The 21,634-nt window shown below is 60.0% G+C and carries 18 protein-coding genes; 5 read left to right on the top strand and 13 right to left on the bottom strand.

The features are described 5' to 3' along the window. Positions 1-17: 17 nt before the first annotated feature. The 3 genes from JZX87_RS03260 to JZX87_RS03250 all read left to right on the top strand — a co-directional run bounded on the left by JZX87_RS03260 (position 18) and on the right by JZX87_RS03250 (position 4,501). Positions 18-2,297, top strand: coding sequence for a molybdopterin-dependent oxidoreductase (locus JZX87_RS03260; protein ID WP_206823803.1), 2,280 nt, complete (start codon positions 18-20; stop codon positions 2,295-2,297). Positions 2,298-2,554: 257 nt separating this feature from the next. Continuing rightward, positions 2,555-3,604: a P1 family peptidase gene (locus JZX87_RS03255; protein WP_206823801.1), complete on the top strand. Its 1,050-nt coding sequence runs from the start codon at positions 2,555-2,557 to the stop codon at positions 3,602-3,604. 30 nt (positions 3,605-3,634) lie between these two features. Next, positions 3,635-4,501, top strand: coding sequence for a D-amino-acid transaminase (locus tag JZX87_RS03250; RefSeq protein ID WP_206823800.1), 867 nt, complete (start codon positions 3,635-3,637; stop codon positions 4,499-4,501). Between the two features lie 49 nt (positions 4,502-4,550). On the opposite strand, the gene JZX87_RS03245 is transcribed toward JZX87_RS03250, so the two are convergent. The 7 genes from JZX87_RS03245 to JZX87_RS03215 form a co-directional block, all read right to left on the bottom strand. After that, entirely contained in the window at positions 4,551-5,435 is an 885-nt protein-coding gene (locus JZX87_RS03245) for a LysR family transcriptional regulator (protein WP_206823799.1), read from the bottom strand. 108 nt (positions 5,436-5,543) lie between these two features. Continuing rightward, positions 5,544-7,049 carry a serine hydrolase domain-containing protein gene (locus JZX87_RS03240; RefSeq protein WP_206823798.1) on the bottom strand — a complete coding sequence of 502 codons (1,506 nt, stop codon included), beginning with the start codon at positions 7,047-7,049 and terminating at the stop codon, positions 5,544-5,546. A gap of 136 nt (positions 7,050-7,185) precedes the next feature. Beyond that, a complete protein-coding gene (locus tag JZX87_RS03235) occupies positions 7,186-7,929 on the bottom strand; it encodes an ABC transporter ATP-binding protein (RefSeq protein ID WP_206823796.1) in 744 nt (247 codons plus the stop codon). After that, on the bottom strand, positions 7,926-8,753 hold the full coding sequence (locus tag JZX87_RS03230) for an ABC transporter ATP-binding protein (protein ID WP_148145221.1): 828 nt from the start codon (positions 8,751-8,753) through the stop codon (positions 7,926-7,928). The genes JZX87_RS03235 and JZX87_RS03230 overlap by 4 nt, the downstream gene beginning before the upstream one ends. A gap of 3 nt (positions 8,754-8,756) precedes the next feature. Beyond that, positions 8,757-9,659: an ABC transporter permease gene (locus JZX87_RS03225; protein ID WP_206823917.1), complete on the bottom strand. Its 903-nt coding sequence runs from the start codon at positions 9,657-9,659 to the stop codon at positions 8,757-8,759. Further along, on the bottom strand, positions 9,656-10,669 hold the full coding sequence (locus tag JZX87_RS03220; protein WP_206823795.1) for an ABC transporter permease: 1,014 nt from the start codon (positions 10,667-10,669) through the stop codon (positions 9,656-9,658). Before JZX87_RS03220 ends, JZX87_RS03225 begins: the two co-directional genes overlap by 4 nt. Continuing rightward, positions 10,666-12,264 carry an ABC transporter substrate-binding protein gene (locus JZX87_RS03215; RefSeq protein WP_206823794.1) on the bottom strand — a complete coding sequence of 533 codons (1,599 nt, stop codon included), beginning with the start codon at positions 12,262-12,264 and terminating at the stop codon, positions 10,666-10,668. Before JZX87_RS03215 ends, JZX87_RS03220 begins: the two co-directional genes overlap by 4 nt. Before the next feature lie 208 nt (positions 12,265-12,472). On the opposite strand from JZX87_RS03215, the gene JZX87_RS03210 reads away from it, so the two are divergent. After that, a complete protein-coding gene (locus tag JZX87_RS03210; RefSeq protein WP_148145218.1) occupies positions 12,473-13,510 on the top strand; it encodes a dipeptidase in 1,038 nt (345 codons plus the stop codon). Positions 13,511-13,565: 55 nt separating this feature from the next. Here the strand turns inward: JZX87_RS03210 and JZX87_RS03205 are convergent, their stop codons facing one another. The 6 genes from JZX87_RS03205 to JZX87_RS03180 all read right to left on the bottom strand — a co-directional run bounded on the left by JZX87_RS03205 (position 13,566) and on the right by JZX87_RS03180 (position 20,506). Beyond that, positions 13,566-14,672 carry a glycoside hydrolase family 88/105 protein gene (locus tag JZX87_RS03205; protein WP_206823793.1) on the bottom strand — a complete coding sequence of 369 codons (1,107 nt, stop codon included), beginning with the start codon at positions 14,670-14,672 and terminating at the stop codon, positions 13,566-13,568. Further along, positions 14,669-16,234 carry a polygalacturonase PglA gene (pglA, locus tag JZX87_RS03200; protein ID WP_206823787.1) on the bottom strand — a complete coding sequence of 522 codons (1,566 nt, stop codon included), beginning with the start codon at positions 16,232-16,234 and terminating at the stop codon, positions 14,669-14,671. The genes JZX87_RS03205 and pglA overlap by 4 nt, the downstream gene beginning before the upstream one ends. A gap of 66 nt (positions 16,235-16,300) precedes the next feature. Beyond that, positions 16,301-17,569 (bottom strand): ABC transporter substrate-binding protein, encoded by a 1,269-nt coding sequence (locus tag JZX87_RS03195; protein WP_206823785.1) that lies wholly within the window; start codon positions 17,567-17,569, stop codon positions 16,301-16,303. 29 nt (positions 17,570-17,598) lie between these two features. After that, positions 17,599-18,714: an ABC transporter ATP-binding protein gene (locus JZX87_RS03190; RefSeq protein ID WP_206823782.1), complete on the bottom strand. Its 1,116-nt coding sequence runs from the start codon at positions 18,712-18,714 to the stop codon at positions 17,599-17,601. A 1-nt stretch (position 18,715) separates the two neighbouring features. After that, positions 18,716-19,621: a carbohydrate ABC transporter permease gene (locus JZX87_RS03185; RefSeq protein ID WP_206823774.1), complete on the bottom strand. Its 906-nt coding sequence runs from the start codon at positions 19,619-19,621 to the stop codon at positions 18,716-18,718. 3 nt (positions 19,622-19,624) lie between these two features. Beyond that, positions 19,625-20,506: a carbohydrate ABC transporter permease gene (locus JZX87_RS03180; protein WP_183997884.1), complete on the bottom strand. Its 882-nt coding sequence runs from the start codon at positions 20,504-20,506 to the stop codon at positions 19,625-19,627. A 212-nt stretch (positions 20,507-20,718) separates the two neighbouring features. On the opposite strand from JZX87_RS03180, the gene JZX87_RS03175 reads away from it, so the two are divergent. Further along, on the top strand, positions 20,719-21,633 hold the full coding sequence (locus tag JZX87_RS03175; RefSeq protein WP_148145212.1) for an AraC family transcriptional regulator: 915 nt from the start codon (positions 20,719-20,721) through the stop codon (positions 21,631-21,633). The last annotated feature ends 1 nt before the right edge of the window (position 21,634 follow it).

The raw sequence follows: 21,634 nt of genomic DNA, 5'->3' as shown, positions 1-21,634 counted from the left end.
GAAGGCGGACTTCACCAATGGGTAAGACATTCACTGCGGCCCATTGGGGCGTCTATGAAGTGAAAGCCGGCGAGACTGGGCTGAGGCTTGAAGGTTTTGCGCAAGATCCCGATCCGTCTCCGATCGGGTTGCACATGGCTGCAAAAGACCTGACGGATGTGAGGATCCGCAGGCCTTCGATCCGCAAGAGCTGGCTCGAAAAGGGACCGGCTGCCAATCCGCATTTGCGCGGGCGCGAGCCGTTCGTCGAGGTCGACTGGGATACGGCGCTTGATCTTCTGGCGGCCGAACTCGACCGGGTGCGGCGTGAGCACGGCAATGAATCCATCTTCGGCGGTTCTTATGGATGGGCAAGTGCGGGGCGTTTCCACCATGCGCAGAGCCAGGTTCATCGCTTTCTCAACCTGATCGGCGGCTATGTGTCGTCGGTCGACAATTACAGTCTCGCCGCCGGACGGGTGATCCTGCCGCATGCGATAGGCTCCACCGAATTCCTGCTGGATCGACATACATCCTTCGATGTGATGGCCAAGTATACCGAGCTTTTCGTCACCTTCGGCGGTGTGCCGGTCAAGAATGCGCAGATGTCGGCCGGCGGGGCAGGGCGGCACCGCGTGGTGGCCGGTATGCTGGAGATGGAGAAGAACGGCACGCGCTTCATCAATATCGGCCCGGTCTCGGACAATATGCCGGTCGACAGCGAGTGGATCGCCGCCCGGCCGAACACCGATGTCGCGATGATGCTGGCGCTGGCTTATGTGCTTCACACCGAAGAACTGGCGCAACTGGATTTCCTCAACAGTCACTGCGTCGGATATGGCCGTTTTTCGGCTTATCTAGCGGGCGAGACCGACGGGATCGCCAAGACGCCAGAATGGGCTGCTCCACTCTGCGGCGTCGATGCCGAGCGGATCGCGTCGCTCGCCCGCGAGATGGCGTCCAGCCGAACGATGCTGAATATCTCATGGTCGCTGCAGCGTGCCGTCCACGGCGAGCAGCCCTTCTGGATGCTGGTGACGCTGGCGGCAATGCTGGGGCAGATCGGATTGCCAGGCGGCGGCTTTGGGGTCGGTTATGGCGCGCTCAATTCCGTCGGCCATGACAATGTCCGCTTCAAGTCGGGTGCGTTCCCGCAAGGGGAAAATCCGGTCAAGACGTTCATCCCGGTGGCCCGCATCACCGACATGCTGCTCAATCCGGGCGAGGCCTTCACCTATAACGGCAAGGAGCATCGCTATACGGATATCCGGCTGGTCTATTGGGCAGGCGGCAACCCGTTCCATCATCACCAGGATCTCAACCGGCTGCTGAAGGCCTGGCAGAAGCCGGAGACGATCATCGTCAACGAACCCTACTGGACGCCGACCGCCAAGCTTGCGGATATTGTACTGCCGGTCACGACCCCTCTGGAGCGCAACGATATTGCGTCATCCGGCGGCGAGGATCTGATCGTGGCGATGCACAAGGTTTCGGAACCGCATGCGCAGGCGCGCAACGACTTCGATATCTTTTGCGGACTTGCGCTGCGCATGGGCGTGAATTTTTCCGAAAATCTCGATGAGGAAGGCTGGCTGCGGCGGCTTTATGGCGTGACCTCCGCTAATGCTCGCGAAAAGGGTGTCGAGATGCCGAGTTTCGACCAGTTCTGGCAGGATGGTCTTTTCGACCTTCAGCCCCAGGCACTTCCGGTGGTGATGCTGCAGGATTTTCGTGAAAGTCCCGAAGAGAGCCCGGTTCCGACCCCTTCCGGCAAGATCGAGATCTTTTCCGAGATGGTCGACAGCTTCGGCCTTGATGATTGCCCCGGTCATCCGACATGGTTCGAGCCGCCGGAATGGCTGGGCAACCGGGAGAGCGAGGATCAGTTCCATCTGATTTCCGACCAGCCTGTGCGACGTCTGCACAGCCAGCCGGACGCAAGCCCTCACAGCAAGGCGGGGAAGGTGAAGGGGCGCGAGCCGGTTTTCATCAGCCCCACGGATGCACAGCATTGCGATCTCAGCGAGGGAGATCTCGTCGAAATCCATAACGAGCGAGGACGTCTGATTTCGGCCGTGGTGATTTCCGACGCGATCATGCCGGGTGTGGTCAGGCTCTCGACGGGGGCCTGGTTCGACATGGATTTTGACCGCAGTCTGGAGCGCCATGGCAATCCCAATGCCCTGACGCTGGATGTGCCTTCGTCGTCGCTGTCGCAGGGATGTAGCGCTCAGACATGTCTGGTCCGGGTTCGCAAGGTCGACGAAGACTATGCGGCCAGCGTACAGGCCTTCGAGCACCCGGAATTTGCGGCCTAAACCATGCGACGATCCCGTCTGCTGGGACTTGGCTCGCAGGTGATCTTGTCTGGCCGGAAGTCACGATGGTGTCCGAAACGGCAGGTGTCTTGAGTATAAGGTGTTTCGGCATTCGCCTGTGCTCACCTGTCAATATGGGGAGTGGTTGCTGTCGGTCATCCTCTTGCAAAGGTGGTCTGAAACTATTCCGTTTTTGTTGTGCCGGTTCGGATCGGGCTGAAGTAGTCTTTGGCCACTTTGAAGACCGGAACCATTCAATGACCATTGAACATCGTGCGCGCCTGCGTGATCTCGGTATTTCCATCGGCTATTACGAGCCCGGCGCGCTCAATGCGATCACCGATGTCGTGGGCATTGCCGTTGGCCATGTGACCTGTGTCGAAGGCGAGCGGACGCGCACGGGTGTGACCGCCATCCTGCCGCATTCCGGCAATCTGTTTCAGGACAAGGTGCCGGCAGCACTCGCCGTATTCAACGGTTTCGGCAAATTCGCGGGTTCGACGCAGATCGCCGAGCTTGGCGAGATCGAAACGCCGATCCTCTTGACCAATACGCTCGGTGTCGGCCGTGCCATCGAGGCGATCAACCGGCATACGCTGGCACAGGCCGGTAACGAGCGCGTCGTGTCGCTGAATGCTGTTGTCGGCGAGACCAATGATTCCAGGCTGAACGATATTCGTGCTGCCCGTCCGACCGTGGACGAGATGGCGGCGGCGCTTGCTGCCGCGAAGACAAGTCCGGTCGAAGAGGGGGCAATCGGCGCCGGTACCGGTACGGTTGCCTTCGGCCTCAAAGGCGGGATCGGCACCAGTTCGCGTGTCGTGAAAGCGGGTGGTGCTGATTACACAATCGGCGTGCTGGTTCAGTCCAATTACGGCGGCAAGCTGATGGTTGCCGGCAAGCCTTATGAGGGGGAAGGCACGCATGACAAGGACGGCTCGATCGTGATGATCGTGGCGACCGATGCGCCGCTCTGCTCGCGTAATCTGAAACGACTTGCCGAGCGTTGCTTTGGCGGGCTGGCCCGCACGGGGGCCGCGCTCAGCAACGGTTCGGGCGATTATGCGCTGGCATTCTCAACTGCTGAAGAGGTGCGCCGCACGCCGGAGCGCCGCAAGGCGGTCGCTCATTATCCGGTTCTATCCAACGATATCGTCTCGCCGCTCTTCGAAGCCGTCATCGAGGCTGCCGAGGAAGCGATCCTCAATTCGATGACGATGGCAAAAACGACCCATGGCTACAATGCCGGGACGAACAAACCTTCGACCATTCATGCCATTTCTCTCGATGCTCTCAAGCGTCGGTGATCTTTTTCCATACAGTCCAACGGAGTTTCCATGTCCGCCAACGCACCCCGCATCGTCTACCTGAACGGTGCCTTCCTGCCCGAGAACGAAGCCCATGTGTCGATCTTCGATCGCGGTTTTCTCTTCGGTGACGGTATCTATGAAGTGACGGCCGTGCTGGACGGCAAGCTGATCGACAGCCCGCTCCACATGACGCGGCTTGAGCGCAGCGTGCGCGAAATCGGCGGTCATCTGCCGATCTCGACCGACGAGATCGTTGCCATCGAAAAGCGTCTGGTTGAAGAGAACAAGCTGAACGAAGGCGTGATCTACCTGCAGTACACGCGCGGCGCGGAAGACCGGAATTTCCTCTATTCGGAAAATCTCGAGCCGACGCTTCTGCTCTTCACCCAGGCAAAGACGCTGGAACATGTCGCCGCCGTCGAAAAGGGCCTGAAGGTCAAGGTCGTGCCGGACCAGCGCTGGGAACGCCGCGATATCAAGACCGTCTGCCTTTTGCCGCAGGTTCTCGCCAAGCGTATCGCCAAGGCGGAAGGCTGCGACGAGGCCTGGATGGTTCAGGATGGTTTCGTTACCGAAGGTGCGTCGTCGACCGCCTATATCATCACCAATGACGACAAGATCGTTACGCGTGGCAATGGCAACGCCATCCTGCCGGGCTGCACGCGTCTGGCCGTGCTCGAACTTGCCCGCGAGCAGGGGCTGGCCGTCGAGGAGCGTCTGTTCACCGTCGAGGAAGCCATGGCGGCGCGCGAGGCCTGCCTCACCAGCGCGTCCAACTTCATCGTGCCGATCACATCGATCGACGGCAAGCCTGTCGGTGACGGCAAGCCCGGTCCGATGTTTACGCGCCTGCGCAAGCTCTACATGGACAATGCCCGCCGCACGGCGGTCTAAGCATTTCGTTGTTTCAGGGCGATTCCGGAGATTGGAGTTGCCAAGAACATCAGCCGGCGGCCAATGTCTCCCATATGCGTTTGACGATGGGCCGCCGGTTTTCCTTCGAGCGATAGAGGCGGATTTCGACCTCGATATCCCAGTCATTTTCTGCTGCGCGGACAAGTCTTCCGTCCGCCAGTTCCGCATTGGCGAGGCTTTCCGGCATCCATGCCACGCCCCAGCCCGCCAGGGCCATGCTTTTCAGGCCGATGGAATGGCTGCCGACATGGACGCGATTGTCCGTCGGCAGGCGTGTTGCCAGGGCACCGGCCATCAACTGACCGAAGAACGACGTCTTCTGATAGCTTACATGTGCGAAGCCCGCTTCGACCTGGTGAAGCGGCGCGCCTTGCTTATCCGGGCCGCTGACGGGGATGATCGTTTCTGCCCCGAGCGTATGATGTTCGAATTGCGGATCGAGCAACATCGGCACATGCAGGTTCTGGTAGGTCAGCAGAAAGTCGGAATCACCGTCGATCAGGGAATTCAAATTTTCTTCCATGCTGCCGGAATCCGGCCGCATGTGGGAAACGATTGGTCCGAGCTTGGCGCTGAGATCCGTCAGCCAATCCGGAAAGAAGGTGAAGGACAGCGTGTGGAGCGCCGTCAGCGTCACGGTGCGGGCGTCATTGCCTTCCTCATGCTGCAGATTGCGGCGGGCCTGATAGAGATTTTGCAGCGTCTGCTCGGCGATCGGCACGAAACGCTTGCCGGCTTCGGTCAGGCGTGAAGGATAGGTGGCGCGGTCGATGAGGCTGGTGCCGACCCAGGCTTCGAGCTGCTTTATGCGGCGGCTGAATGCGGATTGGGTGACGTTGCGCTCGTCTGCAGCCTTGGAAAAGTTCAGCGTCTGCGCCAGCGCCAGAAAATCTTCAAGCCATTTGACTTCCACGGCGAACTCCAATGCAAAACCGGCTGCGGTCTTCCATTGGTCCGAATGACGGCAAAATGCAATCAGCAGATCATGCTTTTGGAATGCGACCGTGTCAGTACGCTGCCGTCAGGCGCGGTTATATTCGATCATTCTCGCGCGTGACAGAACCAGTTCGAGGCGGCTTTCGGATAGGAGATGCAGGCAGACACGCTTCGTCCAGGGGCCGTCCTTTAAGGTGAAGAGGAAGCGGCCGTTGCCGAGCGCGGTCATCGGCATGCGGTGACGGACCGGGCCGACACCCATAACGAGGGTTTCGCCGTCGATCTCGAACGTCGCGCCTTCATCGGAAAACCAGCGGCCGGAAAGCGATGCCGGGACGCCTGTATCGACAGCCGGATGGAGGCGGCGGGCGGGGTAGCCGATCTGGCCGACGATCGCCGTGCCATCCATCTTCAGGCGCATGGGAGACGTGGCGGAGAAGGACGAGGCATAACCGTCTTCGTCCTCATAAACGGCGGTATCTGCGTCGAGCCAGTTGACGCTGGAGCCTTTGACCTCAATCCAGGAGGGACCGGTTTCGCTGGCATAAAGGCCGTCGGTCAGGGCAGAGGAGGGGACGGGGAGGGCGAGATCGAAGAGGGCTGCCATGGCTTCCTGCGCGATCTTGCTGCCGTTGGTGTCCTCGCGGTTTGAGACGATGACGAAACCGGTCTGGTTTGCCTGATCGAGAAGGAAATAGGTCTTGTAGCCGGGATGGGAGCCACCATGGCCGGTGAATTCGTGACCATCCAGCACAGTGCGGCAGATGCCGAGGCCGTAGCCGCTTTCGGCCCCATCTTTCAGGGCGCGGGGGGCGGCAAGGCGGGCAAGCGTGCCAGCGAAGGGCGCGTTTCCGGACAGCAGGAGTCGCAGCCAGTTGGCGAGGCTTGTGGCGCTGCCGGTCATGCTGCCGGAGGCGGAGATATGCAGGCCGGCGGCGGAGAGCTGCCATTTTTCGCCATCGTGCCAGTAGCCCGGTACGAGACCCGCAACGGCATCGTTCCAGAGATCGGGGGCATCAAGCGTGGCGCCGGCTTTTGCGCCTGCATCGCGGATGAAATCGCGGAAGAAGAGGCCCTTGCGTTCCAGTGCCGTTTCGACGAGGCGATAGCCAGTATTGGAATAGGAAACTTCGGTGCCTGCCTCATAGTTTAGGCGCGTCTGGCGGGCGAGAAACTCCATCAGCGGGCCGGCCTTGGTTTCGGTATAGACCGAGAGACCGAGAAGGGAGAGGCATTCGCGTGTGTCCGGCAGGCCGCCGCTCATATCCAGCGCGCGGGCGACCGTGACACTTGCCATCGGCTCCTGAAGCTCGGGCAGATGCTGGCCGAGCTTGTCGTCGAGGGAGATTGCTTCCGGGTGTGATAGGACCATCGCACAGAAAGCGTGTTTGGTGACGGAGGCGTAACGCACGACCGTATCGGCGCCGAAAGGCGCCATGGTGGAGAGGCTTTCGACACCGCCAAGCTCGGCAAAACGGATGCCGTTGGCGTCGAAGCCGATCACTGCACCACCGGGCTGATCCGCACCCCATCCGTCAGTGAATTTTCTGACAGCTTGTTGCGCTTTATCCCAGTTGGCCGTGATCGACATCTCGCTTCTCCACTTACTGCTCTAGAACCGGACCGGGTCCGCCAGAACCCTCTACAGCGCCGCAATGGCGCTGTAGCACTTTCGTGACGCATCGTACTTTCCGAAAACCGTACCGGTTCTCGGGTCGATGCGTAGGTCAGGCCGGTTCTTCGAGCTCCACGCTCAGACTGCGCAATTCGCGGGTATGAGCGTGATTGACATTACCGAGTCTCAGGTCCTCGGCAGTTACCTGTTCAACCATGTGGCCATCGATCATCACACCGACCTCAGTGCAAAGATGCGCGATGACGCTGAGATTGTGGCTGACCATCACATAGGTGAGGTTCCGCTCTGCGCGAAGATCAGCCAGAAGGTTGAGGATTTCTGCCTGAACCGAGACGTCGAGCGCCGAAGTCGGCTCATCGAGCAGCAAAACTTCCGGTTCTGCGATCAGGGCGCGAGCGATTGCGACGCGCTGACGCTGGCCGCCCGAAAGCTGGTGCGGATAACGGAAGCGCGCGGTCTGCGGCAGGGCAACGGCCGACAGCACCTTGGCGATGCGGTCGTCGATATTGTCCATGCCGTGCACGAGCGGCAGTTCCGACAGGATGCGGTCAATCGTCTGGCGCGGGTGCAGCGAACCGTAGGGGTCCTGAAACACCATCTGCACCTTGCGGAAAAAGGCAGGCGGACGATAGAGCGGGGCGTTTTCGCCGGAAAAGGCGATACGGCCGGACCAGTCGTTGTTGAGGCCGGCCATGGCGCGCAGCACGGTGGATTTGCCTGAGCCGCTTTCGCCGACGATGCCGAAGCTTGCGCCCTTGGCGACCTTGAAGGACACGCCCTTGACGACTTCGCGGCCAACGAAGCTGATACGCAGATTGTCGATCTCGATCGTCATTTCAGCCACTCCGGATCACGGGTAAGGACGGGCAGGCGCTCCTTCGGGTGCATCAGCGAGGGCATGCAGTTCAAGAGGCCGCGCGTATAGGGATGCTGCGCGGAGAGCAGGTCCGACGCCTTCAGTTCTTCCATCACATGACCGGCATACATGACGGCGACGCGATCGCAGAAATGCGAAACGAGCGGCAAGTCGTGGCTGATGAGCAGAAGGCCCATGCCGCGTTCCGACACCAGTTCCTCGATCAGGCGCAGGATTTCGGCCTGCACCGTGGCATCGAGCGCAGACGTCGGCTCGTCGGCGATCAGCAGTTCCGGATCGGGGGCGAGCATCATGGCGATCATGACGCGTTGGCCCATGCCGCCCGAGACTTCGTGCGGGTAGGAGGCGGCGACCTTTTTCGGATCGCGGATCTTCACCATTTCCAGAAGGTTGATCGCCGCTTCCAGCGCTGCGCGCTTGCTGCCGCCCTTGTGGGTGCGCCATGCTTCGGCGACCTGGCTGCCGACGGTCTTTACCGGGTTCAGCGAATATTTCGGATCCTGCAGGATGAAGCCGGCCCGCTTGCCGCGGATCGTGCGCATCTGCTTTTCCGACGCCGAGCGGATGTCGATGCCGTCGAATTCCAGCTTGTCCGCCTCGATGACGGTCTGCGTGGGCAGAAGCTTCATCAGTGCGCGGGCGGTCAGGCTCTTGCCCGAGCCGCTTTCGCCGACAATGCCCAGCTTTTCGGTGCCAAGCTTCAGCGACACGCCCTTGACTGCCTGGTGGAAGCCGGTGCGCGACTTGAAGCCGATCTTGAGGTTTTGAATATCGACCAGCATCCGTCAGTTCCCCTTCGGATCCAGAACGTCGCGCAGCGCATCGCCAAGGAAATTGAAGGCGAGCGAGACGCAGAAGATGGCAATGCCGGGAATGGCGGCGACCCACCATTGTTCGAAGATGAAGCGCTTGGCTGTCGCGATCATCGCTCCCCATTCCGGCGACGGCGGCTGTGCGCCCATGCCGAGGAAGCCGAGCGAGGCGGCGGTGATGATGATCGACGACATGTCGAGCGTGACGCGAACGATCAGTGTCGGCACGCAAAGCGGCATAATGTGACGAAAGATGATGCGCCAGGAAGAACCACCGGTCAGACGATAGGCGGCGATGAAGTCGCTGCCGCGAACCGTCAGCGTTTCGGCGCGGGCCATGCGGGCATAGGGCGGCCAGGCGGTCAGTGCGATAGCGAGAATGGCGCTTTCGACACCCGGCTTCAGCGCCGCAACGAAGGCGAGAGCCAGAACGAGGCGCGGGAAGGCGAGGAAGATGTCGGTGATGCGCATCAGGATCGTATCGACGATGCCGCCGAAATAACCGGCGATGCAGCCGATGGCGAGACCGATCGGGGCGACGAGCACGACAACGGCGATGACCATGCCGAGCGTGACCCGGCCGCCGTAGAGAAGGCGCGAATAGATGTCACGGCCGAGTTCATCGGTGCCGAACCAGTGCAGTGCGCTCGGAGCCGCAAGGCGGTTGCCGAGATCCTGCATTGCCGGATCGTGGGTGGCAAGCAGCGGCGCGAAGATGGCGATGCCGATGAAAATGGCGATGATGGTCAAGCCGATCATGCCAAGCGGATTGCCGCGCAGGTTCAGCCAGATGCGGTACCAGTTGCCCCAGGCGGCCTGGCGGCGCGAGGACGGATTTTCGTCCAGCGCCCAGTTTCGGAAGGTGGCGTTCATTATTGTACCCGTGGATCGAGGACGCGGTAGAGGATGTCCGCAATCAGGTTGAGGCCGACATAGATGAGGCCGATCAGCAGCGTGGTGCCGACGACCGGGTTCATGTCCGCATTCATAAGCGATACGGTCAGATACTGGCCGATACCCGGCCAAGAGAACACGGTCTCGGTGACGACGGCGCCTTCGAGAAGGCCGGCATAGGTCAGCGCCATGACGGTGACGAGCTGGACTGCAACTGTTGGGAAGGCGTGGCCCCAGATGACTTTCGTCAGCGACAGGCCCTTGGCGCGGGCGGTGATGACATATTCGCCCTTCAATGCGTCGATCATGAAGGCACGCGTCATACGAGCGATATAGGCCATCGAGAAATAGGCAAGGATAATGACCGGCTGGGCCATATGCGCAAGCGCGTCCTTGAAGGCATCGAAATCGCCGGCGAGCAGGGTGTCGATCGTCAGGATGCCGGTGACCGTATTGATCATGCCGTCAAAAATGATGTCCTGGCGGCCGGGGCCGGGGGCGATGTCGAGCCAGGAATAGAAGATCAGAAGCGAGATCAGCGACAGCATGAACACGGGCACGGAATGGCCTGCGAGGCAGACGACGCGGATCGCCTGGTCGGTGAACGTGCCCTGGCGCACAGCTGCCCAGACGCCGAGCGGAATGCCGATCAGCGCAGCCAGGATGAGGGCTGCGGTGGCAAGCTCGAAAGTGGCCGGGAAGAAGCGGACGATATCGGTAGCGACCGGGTTCTTGGTCAGAACCGACATGCCGAAATCACCGTGTGCCAGCTGGTAGAGATAGTGCAGGAACTGCACCGGAATGGGCTGATCAAGGCCCATTTCGGCGCGTACGCGAAGAATGACATCCTCGGGCGCATTGTCGCCAACGGCGGCAATGACCGGATCGACCGGCATGACCCGGCCGATGAGGAAAGTCAGGACAGTCAAACCGAACAGCGTCAGGAGGACGCTGCTCAGTGTTGCTGCAAGGCTTTTAAAACGTCTGTTCACGCCTTGTTGGTCCCGAGGTAGGAGTTGCCTTCAGACAGAACGCCGATCTGGAAACCGGTGACGCCCTTGCGGCAAGCTGCGGTCTTGGTGTTCTGGAACATGACCGCGAACGGGCTGTTGTGCATGAATTCGCGCTGCAGGGCTTCGTAGAGTTCCAGACGCTTTGCCGGGTCCTTCTCGTCGCGGGCAGCTTCCGCCTTGGCGGTCAGTTCGTCGTTCTTGAAGCTGGAGCGCCATGCGAAAGGCTTCTTCTTGGCGTCGTCCGAATTGTCCTTGTTGATGCAGAAGACTTCGGCATTGGAGTTCGGGTCGAAATAGTCGGTGCCCCATGCGGACAGCGCCATTTCATGCTGGCGGGCGCGCATCTTGGTGAGAACCTGACGGTTTTCAGCCGACTGCAGCTTCACGCGGATGCCGATTTCACCGAGGTTCGACTGGATCGCCTGGGCGATATCCGGAGCCGGCTGTGCCGAGTAGTGGTCGAGGGTGATGTCGAAACCGTCTGCGAGACCGGCTTCCGCCATCAGCGCCTTGGCCTTGGCGACATCCTTCTGGAACGGCGTATCCATGACCGTGCCCGGGAAGCCTGCCGGTTCCATGCTCTGGTGAACGGCGTGCGTCAGCGGGATGATGTTCTTCTGGATGCCTTCGTAGTCGAGCGCCCACTTGACGGCTTCCCAGACCTGCGGCTTGGCAAGGTTCGGGTTTGTCTGGTTCATCGAGATCAGCATCAGGGATGCGATCTGCTTGCGCACCAGAACGACGTTCTCGTCGGACTGCAGAACCTTCAGCTGCTCGGAGGTAAGGTCGCGTGCGATATCGACGTCACCCTTCTGCAGCATGAGCATCTGCGAGGACGGATCGACGACGTGGCGGATGATGACGCGCTTGAGGTTGCCCTTGTAGGGGCCATGCTCGTTGAGCGTCAGCGCGATGCTTTCGGAAGCCTTCCAGGACTGAAGCTTGAACGAACCGGAGCCGGCGCTGTTCTTCTGCAGCCAGGCATTGCCGAGGTCGCCGTTCACTTCGTTTTCGAGAACCGTCTTCTTCTCGACGATGGCGCCGATGTTTGCAGAGAGGCAGAACAGCAGGAAGGAGATTGCGGTCGGCTTTTCGGTCGTCAGCGTGACGGTCTTTTCGTCCTTGGCAACGATCATGGCTTCGACATTTTCTGCCGTGAAGCCGAACTGGTTGATGATGAAGGCCGGGCTCTTGTTCATCTTGATGGCGCGCTGCAGCGAGAACGCAACGTCGTCTGCGGTAACAGCTGCGCCCGAGGCGAAGGTGGAGTTGCCGAGCTTGAAGGTGAAGACCTTGTTGTCGGCATCGGCTTCCCAGGAAGCGGCGATGACCGGGAGGACTTCATTGGGGTTGTCGCTGTTGGCGCGAACCAGCTTTTCGTACATGTTGCTGATCATCTCGCCACCGACGGCCTCAAAACCCTCATGCGGGTCAAGGCTGGTCATGTTGTCGAGCTGCTGGGCAACAACCAGGATGTCCTTCGGCGTGGCCGCGAAAACGGTGTCGGCCAGGTTGATGTAGGACAGGAAGGGCAGGGCTGCGCCGCCGATCAGGAAGTTACGTCTGGATACCATTGCTATATTCCCCATTGAACAACTGAACCCCCATAATTTGAAGGGTCAGCAAGATTTTGCCGCAATTTGTCGCGCGTCTTAACAGTGCGTTTACGGGCCGACCAATTCCATTTTTCGAATAGGTTATGCGCGGTTTGCATTTGCGACCGCGGCCCCACCTACTTACGGATAGCCACAACTGATAGGTTCCGGCAGGACGATTTTGAAAATGTTGAACAATCCTCTCCCGATTTTCGATGGCCACAACGACGTGCTTCTCCGCTTGCGACGTGGTGGCGGCAACGATCCGGTAAAGCGTTTTATTGAAGGCGAAGAAACAGGACATATCGACCTGCCTCGCGCCAGGGCCGGCGGCCTGGCCGGCGGTCTATGCGCTATTTACGTGCCCTCGCCAAGCATGACGAAGGACGCGAACGGGGATTATCCAACACCTTTGCAGCCCGATGCGCTGAATGAGACGCTGGCGATGGCGCGGCTTCTTTTCGATATCGAAGCCCGCTCGCAGGGCGCAGTGACCGTATGCCGCACGGCCGACGATATCCGCCGATCGATCGAAACCGGCAGTTTTGCCGCGGTCTTCCATATCGAGGGAGCGGAAGCGGTCGCTGCCGATCTGGATGCACTTCACGTGCTGCATCAGGCGGGTCTGCGCACGCTCGGCCCGGTCTGGAGCCGGCCGAATGTCTTTGCTTACGGTGTGCCGTTCCGCTACCCGTCATCGCCGGATATCGGTCCGGGCCTGACGGATGCCGGTCGCGACCTGATCCGTGCCTGCAACGAGCTGAAGATCATGATCGACCTGTCGCATATGAACGAGGCAGGTTTCTGGGAGATCGCCAAGCTTTCCAAGGCGCCGCTGGTTGCCTCGCATTCCAACGTGCATGCGCTTTGCAACCACAGCCGCAATCTCACCGACCGCCAGCTCGACGCAATCCGCGATACGGGCGGGCTTGCCGGCATCAATTTCGGTGTGCTGTTCCTGCGTGACGACGGGGTGAAGGACCCGAATACCAGCATCGATCTCCTGGTGCGCCACGTTGCCTATATCGCGGAGCGTATCGGCATCGAGCATGTGGCGCTCGGCTCCGATTTCGACGGCACGACCATTCCGGCCGAGATGAAGGATGCAGCCGGTCTGCCGCTGCTGGTCGAAGCTCTGCGCAAGCATGGCTTCAACGATGCCGAACTTAAGAAGATCGGCCACGAGAACTGGATTTCGGTTCTGGAACGCAGCTGGGCTGCTTGAGACTTAAGTGATTTGGCGGCATGAGAGCATGCCGCCAGGTTGTTCCGATTAATGGTCAGGCAGCCTTTGCCCTGATCGCAAGCGTGGCTTCCGCATAGGCCATCATGAAGGGGCCCACCCCCTTGGCGTCATCGGCCACGACTTCCTCGACCAGATAATAGGCCGGCGAGCCGTCACGATAACGGCCATTGAAGGGGCCAAGGCCTGCCACCTGGCAGATGCCTACAAGGCGGGTTTCGCCGTTTTCTTCGACAAGTCGTGTGTCGACAAGCGCTTCTGCCGCCTTCTGGCCGGAGGCGCGGATTTTCGACGCTTCTTCCGGGGATGTCAAATCCAGTCGCTCGGCCCGCAGCAGGGCATAGGCGAACATGGCCGATGCAGAGGTTTCGTCGTAATTGCCGGCAAGATCCGGAGCATCCAGCACCTGCTGCCAGAGACCGGATGGCTGCTGTCTTTCAGCAAGTGCCAGAAGAACCGCGCGTGTCTGTTTTCTCAGCGTTGCCGTTGCCTGATCTGCGGGAAGAACCGCGAGGATATCGACCAGCGCCATGATCAGCCATCCGACGGCGCGCGACCAGACAGCCGGAGATTTGCCGGTGAGTTGATCTGCCCATTTTTCCGCGCGGCTGTCGTCATAGCCGTGGACATAAAGTCCGTTGCCGACCTGGGTCAGCGCGAGTGCCGTTGCCAGTTGCTGCAGGGCATCGGCGATCCTTGGCGTTTCACCGGACCGGAGCGCATATTCGACCTGGAAGGGCAGGCCCATATAGAGCCCGTCCAGCCAGACCTGGGAGGGATAGCGCTTCTTGTGCCAGTAGTTGCCGGCCGGGATGCGCGGATGCGCATCGAGCTGTGCGATCAGGCGGCGTGCTGCCGCCATGTAGCGGGGATCGCCGGTTTGCCGGTCAAGGAAGATCAACGCACGTCCCGGCAGGACGTTGTCGATGTTGAACTCTTCCTGAGTGTAGCCGGCAAGGCTTCCGTCCGGGCTGACCTGGGGATCAATCAGACGCAGGATATGGTCGAGCCAGCGCTGCTCGCCAGTTGCCTGATAGAGCAGTTCCAGTCCGCGATAGATGCAGCCGTCCTCATAGCACCAGTTGCCGTTCTTGTAGGCCTGGTAGCGAGTGCAGAATTGGTCGAAATAGTCGGTGGGTTTCATCGGGGTGCCAGTAGGTTTGGGAGGGAGATCGGGTCGGTGGAGAGCAGGCTCGCATCATCGATGTCGATCTGCGCATGTTCGCAGAGGATCTGTTCGTGACGCATGGCCCGCACGCCATCGGCCATGATGGGAGGTGCCGCTATTGCGGCCGGGTCGGTGGAGTGGATGCGCAGGCCGCGGATGCGGATGTTGCGGACCGGCATTTCCGGCAGGCCGAGGAAGACGCCTGCGGCAAGCGCCAAACCATAGACATCGACGTCCTCGACGAAAATGCCGTCGACATAGGGCGTTCCCTCGACGACCGGTGCAGGTGTCCGAGACTGGACCCAGTCGTCATGGCCGTCTGCATCGCAGAAATAGTGGACGTTGGCCGAAAGCGTAACCAGGACGCCATCCATCTTTACACGGCGCATGGTGATGTTGCTGATGCCGCCGCCACGACCGCGGCGGGTCTTTATCCGCAGACCGCGGTCGGTGCCGACCATATCGCAATCCTCGACAGTCACATCATGAACGCCGCCGGACATTTCCGAACCAATGACGACGCCGCCATGGCCGCGTTCCATCAGGCAATGGCGGATTTCGACGCCGCGGGTTTCGCTCAGGTGGTCCGCTTCGCCCTTGTTGCCGCGCTTGCCGGCCTTGATGGCGATGCAATCGTCGCCGACGGAAAAGCGCACTCCCTCGACCGTCACATTGCGGCAGCCTTCGGGGTCGAAGCCGTCGGTATTGGGGCTGTCATGGGGCGCCTGGATGTGGAGTGCCACCGCCGCCAGTCCGTCGCAGCCCTGCGGGTGGACGGTCCATGAGGGAGCATTGCGAATGGTGAAGCCGAGGAGAAGGGTCTCTTTGCAATCGACCAGGTGAAGGCCGCGCGGACGGCGTGCGCCATCACGGGTTTCCTTCGGCCATGTCCACCAGTCGCCGGCATTGCCGGAGCCGTCGAGAGTGCCTTTGCCTTCGATCGTCAAACGTTCCGCGCCGATGGCATGAACGGGAGCTGCAAAGCAGGCATCGGGTAGTCCTTCCCAGCTGCCCAGCATGCGGCCGTCGTCAGCGCGCGCCGGGAGGATCAGCCAGCCGTCGCGGACGCTCGGTGCGCGAAGCACCGCACCTTCTGCGAGATGCAGGGTCAGGTCGCTCCGCAGCTTCAGGGGGAAGGCTGTCCATGTGCCGGGTGCAATATAGAGTGTGCCACCCAAGGGGGTGTCCGCCAAAGCCTTGGCAAGAGCGTCGGCATTTTTGCGCGCTGCGGCTAGGTCGGACAGATCGGTATTCTGAACAAGCCCATAATCGGCTGCCCGCACGAGGCCGGCGCAATCGCGGGTCCGGAATGAAAGAGGCTCGAAACCTTCCGCCTCGAAACGATAATCCGTGGCGGGATAAAGTGCATCAAGGAGGGTCACCACGGTGGTTGCCGTTCCCTGCTGTACGGGGTCACTTTCCCCATTGCGCAACAAGCGCCAGGCTAACGGTTGCGGCAGGGCATGACGTGCGCCAGGCACAGCCAGCCTTATGGCCGCGATCCGTGCGGAGATCGCAACTGAAATGGCTTTGTTCATCGTTTCTCTCTTGATTTATGCACCACCCGGCCCGCGATCAGGCCGGGTGGAGAGTTCCGTCCGCGCTTAGTCGAACTTCTTCAGGGCGTCGTTCACGCCATCGATGATCTGCTCGGCGGCTTCCGTCGAGTTGATCTGCTCGTAGGCATATTCTTCGAGCGTATCGATGATGATGCCGCGGATGACCGGATTTTCGTCGAAGGGTGAAATCGTCGGGCCTTCGGAGGCCATGACGATTGCGTTGGCGGCGCGGACTTCCGGTTCGCCGGCATTGGTCAGTCGTGCCATGGCGGCCTTGGAGGCCGGAATGCCACGCGACGTACCGAGAATGTCGATGCCTTCCGGTTCATTCAGCAAGCAGTTGGTGATCTGTGCTGCTGCTTCCGGGTTCTTCGAGTTCTTCGAGATGGAGAAGACCATCGAGGGCTTGCGGAAGACGCCTTCGCTCTTGCCATTGGTCATCTTCAGCATCGGTACCGGCTTAAGGACCTGACCGTCTTTCAGCGGATCGGCATATTTCGAATAGGTCGAATCCCATTCGTAGGAACCTGCGATCTTGCCTTCCGACCAAGCCGGCTTTTCGAAGAGGTTGACGTTACCGTCGGCTGCTTCCTGCTTCTGCGAGCGGATCGCGCCGGTTTCCACCAGCTTGCCGAGGAAGTCGATGCCGGCTGCCAGTTCTTCAGGTGTCCAGGCTACACGGTTGGTCTTCGGATCAACCATGCCCTTGCCGGTGGCCTGGGTTACGGCCAGCGTCATCAGAAGATGCGCCGTCTCCTTGACTGCGTTGAAGGTGTAGTAATCCGGACCGAGCTTTTCCTTGACCGTCTTGGTCATAGCAAAGAACTCATCCCAGGTGGTCGGAACGGCTACGCCGGCTTTTTCAAGTGTCGTCGTGTTGAAGAAGAAGACGCGGCCGCTGGTGGAGACCGACAGGCCCTGCAGCACGCCATTCGTGGAGCCCGATTCCAGATCGCCGTCGCTCCAGTTCGAAAGGTCGAGACCCTTCAGGGTGCGCAGGTCGGCAAAACCCTTGCCGTCCTTCGAGAACAGCGGCAGCCACGGCCAATTGACCTGGATGATATCGGCTTCCGTCTTGCCTGCCATCTGGGTCGTCAGCTTTTCCAGATAACCGTCGAAACCGGTGAATTCGCCCTTCACCGTGTGTCCATATTTAGCGCCGCAGGCGGCAATTGCCTTCTGCGTTGCGACGTGGCGGCTTTCACCACCCCACCACGACATGCGCAGTTCCGCGGCGCTTGCCGATGGGGCCATTGCGATGACCGCAAGGGCTGCTCCTGCAAGAAAGACGGATGATTTCAGTATGCTTTTCATGGTTGCCTCCTCAAATTGGCTTTAAATTGTTATGCCGCAATGCTGCCTCCATGCAGCGAAACGTTGCGGCCATCTGACTTGTCGAAAACGTGCAATGTCTTCGGGTCGGGGCGCAGGCGGATCACGTCGGATTGTCCCCTTGCCTCGAATTCTGCAGCACCCACCACGCTCACCAGCCTGCGGCCTTCGCAATCCGCATGCATGTAGACTTCGTGGCCCATGAACTCGGCATTCACGAGTTTTGCCTGCAGCGCCGGTCCTTCCGAGACCAGTGAGAACTGCTGCGGGCGGATGCCGAGAACGGCGTTGCCGGGCTGACTGGAAAGCCGGTCTGCGAGATCGCTGCCGAGCGCCAGGCGCTGGCTGCCCATGATGAACTCTCCGCCTTCCATAGCACCTTCGACGAGGTTCATTTCCGGCGTACCGATGAAGCCTGCGACGAAAAGATTGGCCGGAGCGTTGTAGAGTTCCTTCGGGGTGGCGACCTGCATGATGTGACCGGCCTGCATGACGCAGATGCGGTCGCCCATGGTCATTGCCTCCGTCTGGTCGTGGGTGACGTAGATGACGGTCGGCGAGCTGCCTTCCGCCTTCAACTGGCGGTGCAGGTCGGTAATGCGGACGCGCATCGAGGCGCGCAGCTTGGCGTCGAGGTTCGACAGCGGTTCGTCGAAGAGGAAGACGCCGGGGTTCTTGATGAGTGCACGGCCGAGCGCGACGCGCTGGGCCTGGCCGCCCGAAAGCTGTTTCGGCAGGCGATCGAGCAACGGTTCGATTTCAAGGATTTCCGCGACCTTATCGACTGCGGCGGCGATTTCCGCCTTCGGACGACCGGCGATGCGCAGGCCGAAGGAGAGATTGCCGCGCACCTTCATATGCGGATAGAGCGCATAGTTCTGGAACACCATGGCGATCTGCCGCTTGCTTGGCGAGAGATCGTTGACGCGCTCTCCGCCGATGATGACGTCACCAGCCGTAATTTCTTCGAGGCCGGCGACCATGCGCAGTGTCGTCGACTTGGCGCAGCCCGACGGGCCGACCAGGACCATGAACTCGCCGTCCTTGATATCAAGATCGATGCCGTGAACGACCTTGTTGGTCTTGTTGTAGACTTTCTCGAGGTTTTTCAGTTGTACCTGTGCCATGTCAGCCCTTTCTGCCTCCCGCAGAGATTCCTTCGATGAAGTACCGTTGCGCTGCGAAGAACACGACAAGCGCAGGGGTGATGGTGAGCACCGACATCGCCAGGATGCGGTTCCATTCGAAGGCTTCGGTTGTATCGATTGAGAGTTTGAGCGCGAGGCTCACCGGATATTTGTCGACCGACGAGATGTAGATCAGCGGTCCGAGGAAGTCGTTCATCGTCCACATGAACTGGAACAGGCAGACCGAGACCAGCGCGGGCCCGAGCATGGGGACGACGATGAAGATCAGCGTCTGCAGGCTGTTTGCGCCATCGACGCGAGCTGCTTCCTCCATGTCCGTCGGCAGCGAGCGCAGGAACTGCACCAGCATGAAGACGAAGAAGGCATCACCGGCGAGCGCTGAGGGCACCCAGAGCGGCAGGAAGCTATCCAGCCAGCCGAGATCCCGGAAGAGGATGTATTGCGGGATACGGGTGACAACGTTCGGCAGCAGCAGAACGGCGATAACCGATCCGAACAGCACCTTCTTGAGCGGGAACTCGAAGCGGGCGAAGGCGTAGGCCACCATCGTGCAGGAGATTGCCGTGCCGATGACCTTGGGCAGGATGATCAGGAACGAGTTCCAGAAGAACCGGCCGAATGTATAGGGCGTGGACGTCTGCCAGCCCTGGACATAACCTTCGACTGTCGGGCTCTCCGGCAGGAAGCCGGCGCCGGCAAAGATCTCCGAATTGGTCTTGAAGCTCGCGCCGACCAGCCAGATCAGCGGGTAGAGCATCAGGAAACCGACGCCGAAAAGCAGCGAGTAGCGGACGACAGCGGAGATGAGGTCCATGCGGGCGCGTTTTGCGGCAGCGGCTTCATCAGAGTTGCGGGCCGCGGTTTTGGGCAAAGTAAGATCGGTCATGGCTCAGCTCCTCTTGTCGCCGGCGTAGTAGACCCACTTCTTCGAGGACCAGAAGGCCACGAGCGTGAGCACCATGATGATGGCGAAGAGCACCCAGGCAATCGCCGAGGCGTAGCCCATGTTGAACTTCTTGAAGGCCTCCTCGTAGATGTAGAGGGGCAGGAGATAGGTGGATTTCAGCGGGCCGCCTTGCGTGATGATGTAAGGGCCGTTGAACTCCTGGAAGGCCTGGACCATCTGCATGACGAGGTTGAAGAAGATGACCGGCGTCAAAAGCGGCAGCGTCACGAAAAAGAAGGTCGTGACCTTGCCGGCGCCATCGATGGAGGCCGCTTCATAAAGCGACTTGTCGATCGACTGCAGGGCTGCAAGGAAGATCACCATGGCCGAACCGAACTGCCAGCAGCGCAGAAGCGTGATGGTGAAAAGTGCATTTGTCGGATCGCCGAACCAGTCCACTGGTGCAAAGCCGACAGCGCCGATCGCCATGTTGACGAGGCCTTCAGCCGAGAACAGGTAACGCCACAGAACGGCGATGGCGATCGATCCGCCGAGGATGGACGGGACGTAAAAAGCCGTCCGGAAGAAATTGATGAATTTAAGCTTGTAGTTGAGTATGGCGGCGATGAAGAGCGCGAAAGCAAGCTTCAGCGGCACGGTGGAAAATACGTAAATAAGCGTGACAGTCAGCGACTTGTCGAAAGTCCGGTCGCGGGTGAACAGCCGCTCGTAGTTCGACAGCCCGGTCCATTGCGGGCTGCTCATAAGGTCGTAGCTGGTGAAGCTGAGATAAAGCGAAGTCAAAAAAGGGATGGCCGTGAATATGACGAGGCCAATCAAATATGGGGTCAGATAGGCATATCCCAGGAAGCGCTGAGACCTCATGAGGCGCCTCCAACGGGCAAATCACACCCGGTTATGAGAAATACATTTTTGTGCAAATCAAATTCCTCCTCCAGCCAATAGGTGCAAGGCTGTTATGCGTCAGTGGCTTAGCTGAAAGACTGAACATTCATCAATTCTGTTCCCCCTCCAGTATTTAGCGTGACATAATTTCATTTTCAGTCGAGAATGAATGAACAAACACGGAAAAAAAGATGGACGAAATCGAAGGTGGCATTCTCTCTAGCATCGCGCCCTCTGCGCTGTCGTTGAAACTCACTCGAGCGACGATCAAGATGGAGCATTCCAAGACGTGGCGCATTGACAAGACAAACCCCGTCGAAGATTTCGTCATCTGCCTGGAAGGCTGCGGCCACTATGTCATCGAGGGGGAGCGCCGGGTGATGGAGCCCGGTGACGCAATGCTTATCCGGCGTGGGCAGCGCTTTCGCGGCTGGAACCGCGGAACGACAATCTATAGGGGAATTGCCCAGCATTTTTCCCTGGACATCTACGGCAAGCATGACCTGATCGCGCAGATGCAGCTGCGACCTCATGTACGCCTGAAGAAGTGGCCGCTACTGGAGCCGCTGGTGCGGCAATATCGCCAGACGGCGCCGCCTTCTTCGCTGACCCTCAGCCAGCATCATCTCTTCATGTATCTGCTGATCGCCTATATCGAGGACGCGTTCATCGGCTGGAACGACAGTGCGACATATCAGACCGAAGGAACCGACGCCCTTGATCTGGCGGTAATGAAGGCTGCGGCGATGATCTCGGCCAATCCTCTCGATCCGGATATCGCGGAACAGGCGGTCGATGCCTCGCCCTTCAATGCTGACTATTTTCTGCGCGAGTTCAAGAAGCGGGTAGGCCACACGCCGCGCAAATACCAGGAGCAGAAGCGCATGGAGCGCGCCATGCATCTGCTGGAGGCGGGGATGCCGGTTGCCAATGCGGCGGCGGACGTCGGTTACGGCGATCCCTATTATTTCTCACGCATGTTCAAGCGTGTCTTCGGGGTCAGCCCGCGTGCGCATGTCGAACGGGTGAAACGCAACCGGAATGGCGGCTTGCTCCGTTTCGACGAGGCCGAACAGATCAGATTGATGAGCATCGATCCTGGCTGAT

The sequence above is a fragment of the Agrobacterium sp. Ap1 genome (assembly GCF_017313375.1).
GTDB classification, from domain to species: Bacteria; Pseudomonadota; Alphaproteobacteria; order Rhizobiales; family Rhizobiaceae; genus Neorhizobium; species Neorhizobium cellulosilyticum.
The sequence above is the reverse complement of the archived record's forward strand: the minus strand, read 5'-3'. Positions and strand labels throughout refer to the sequence as shown.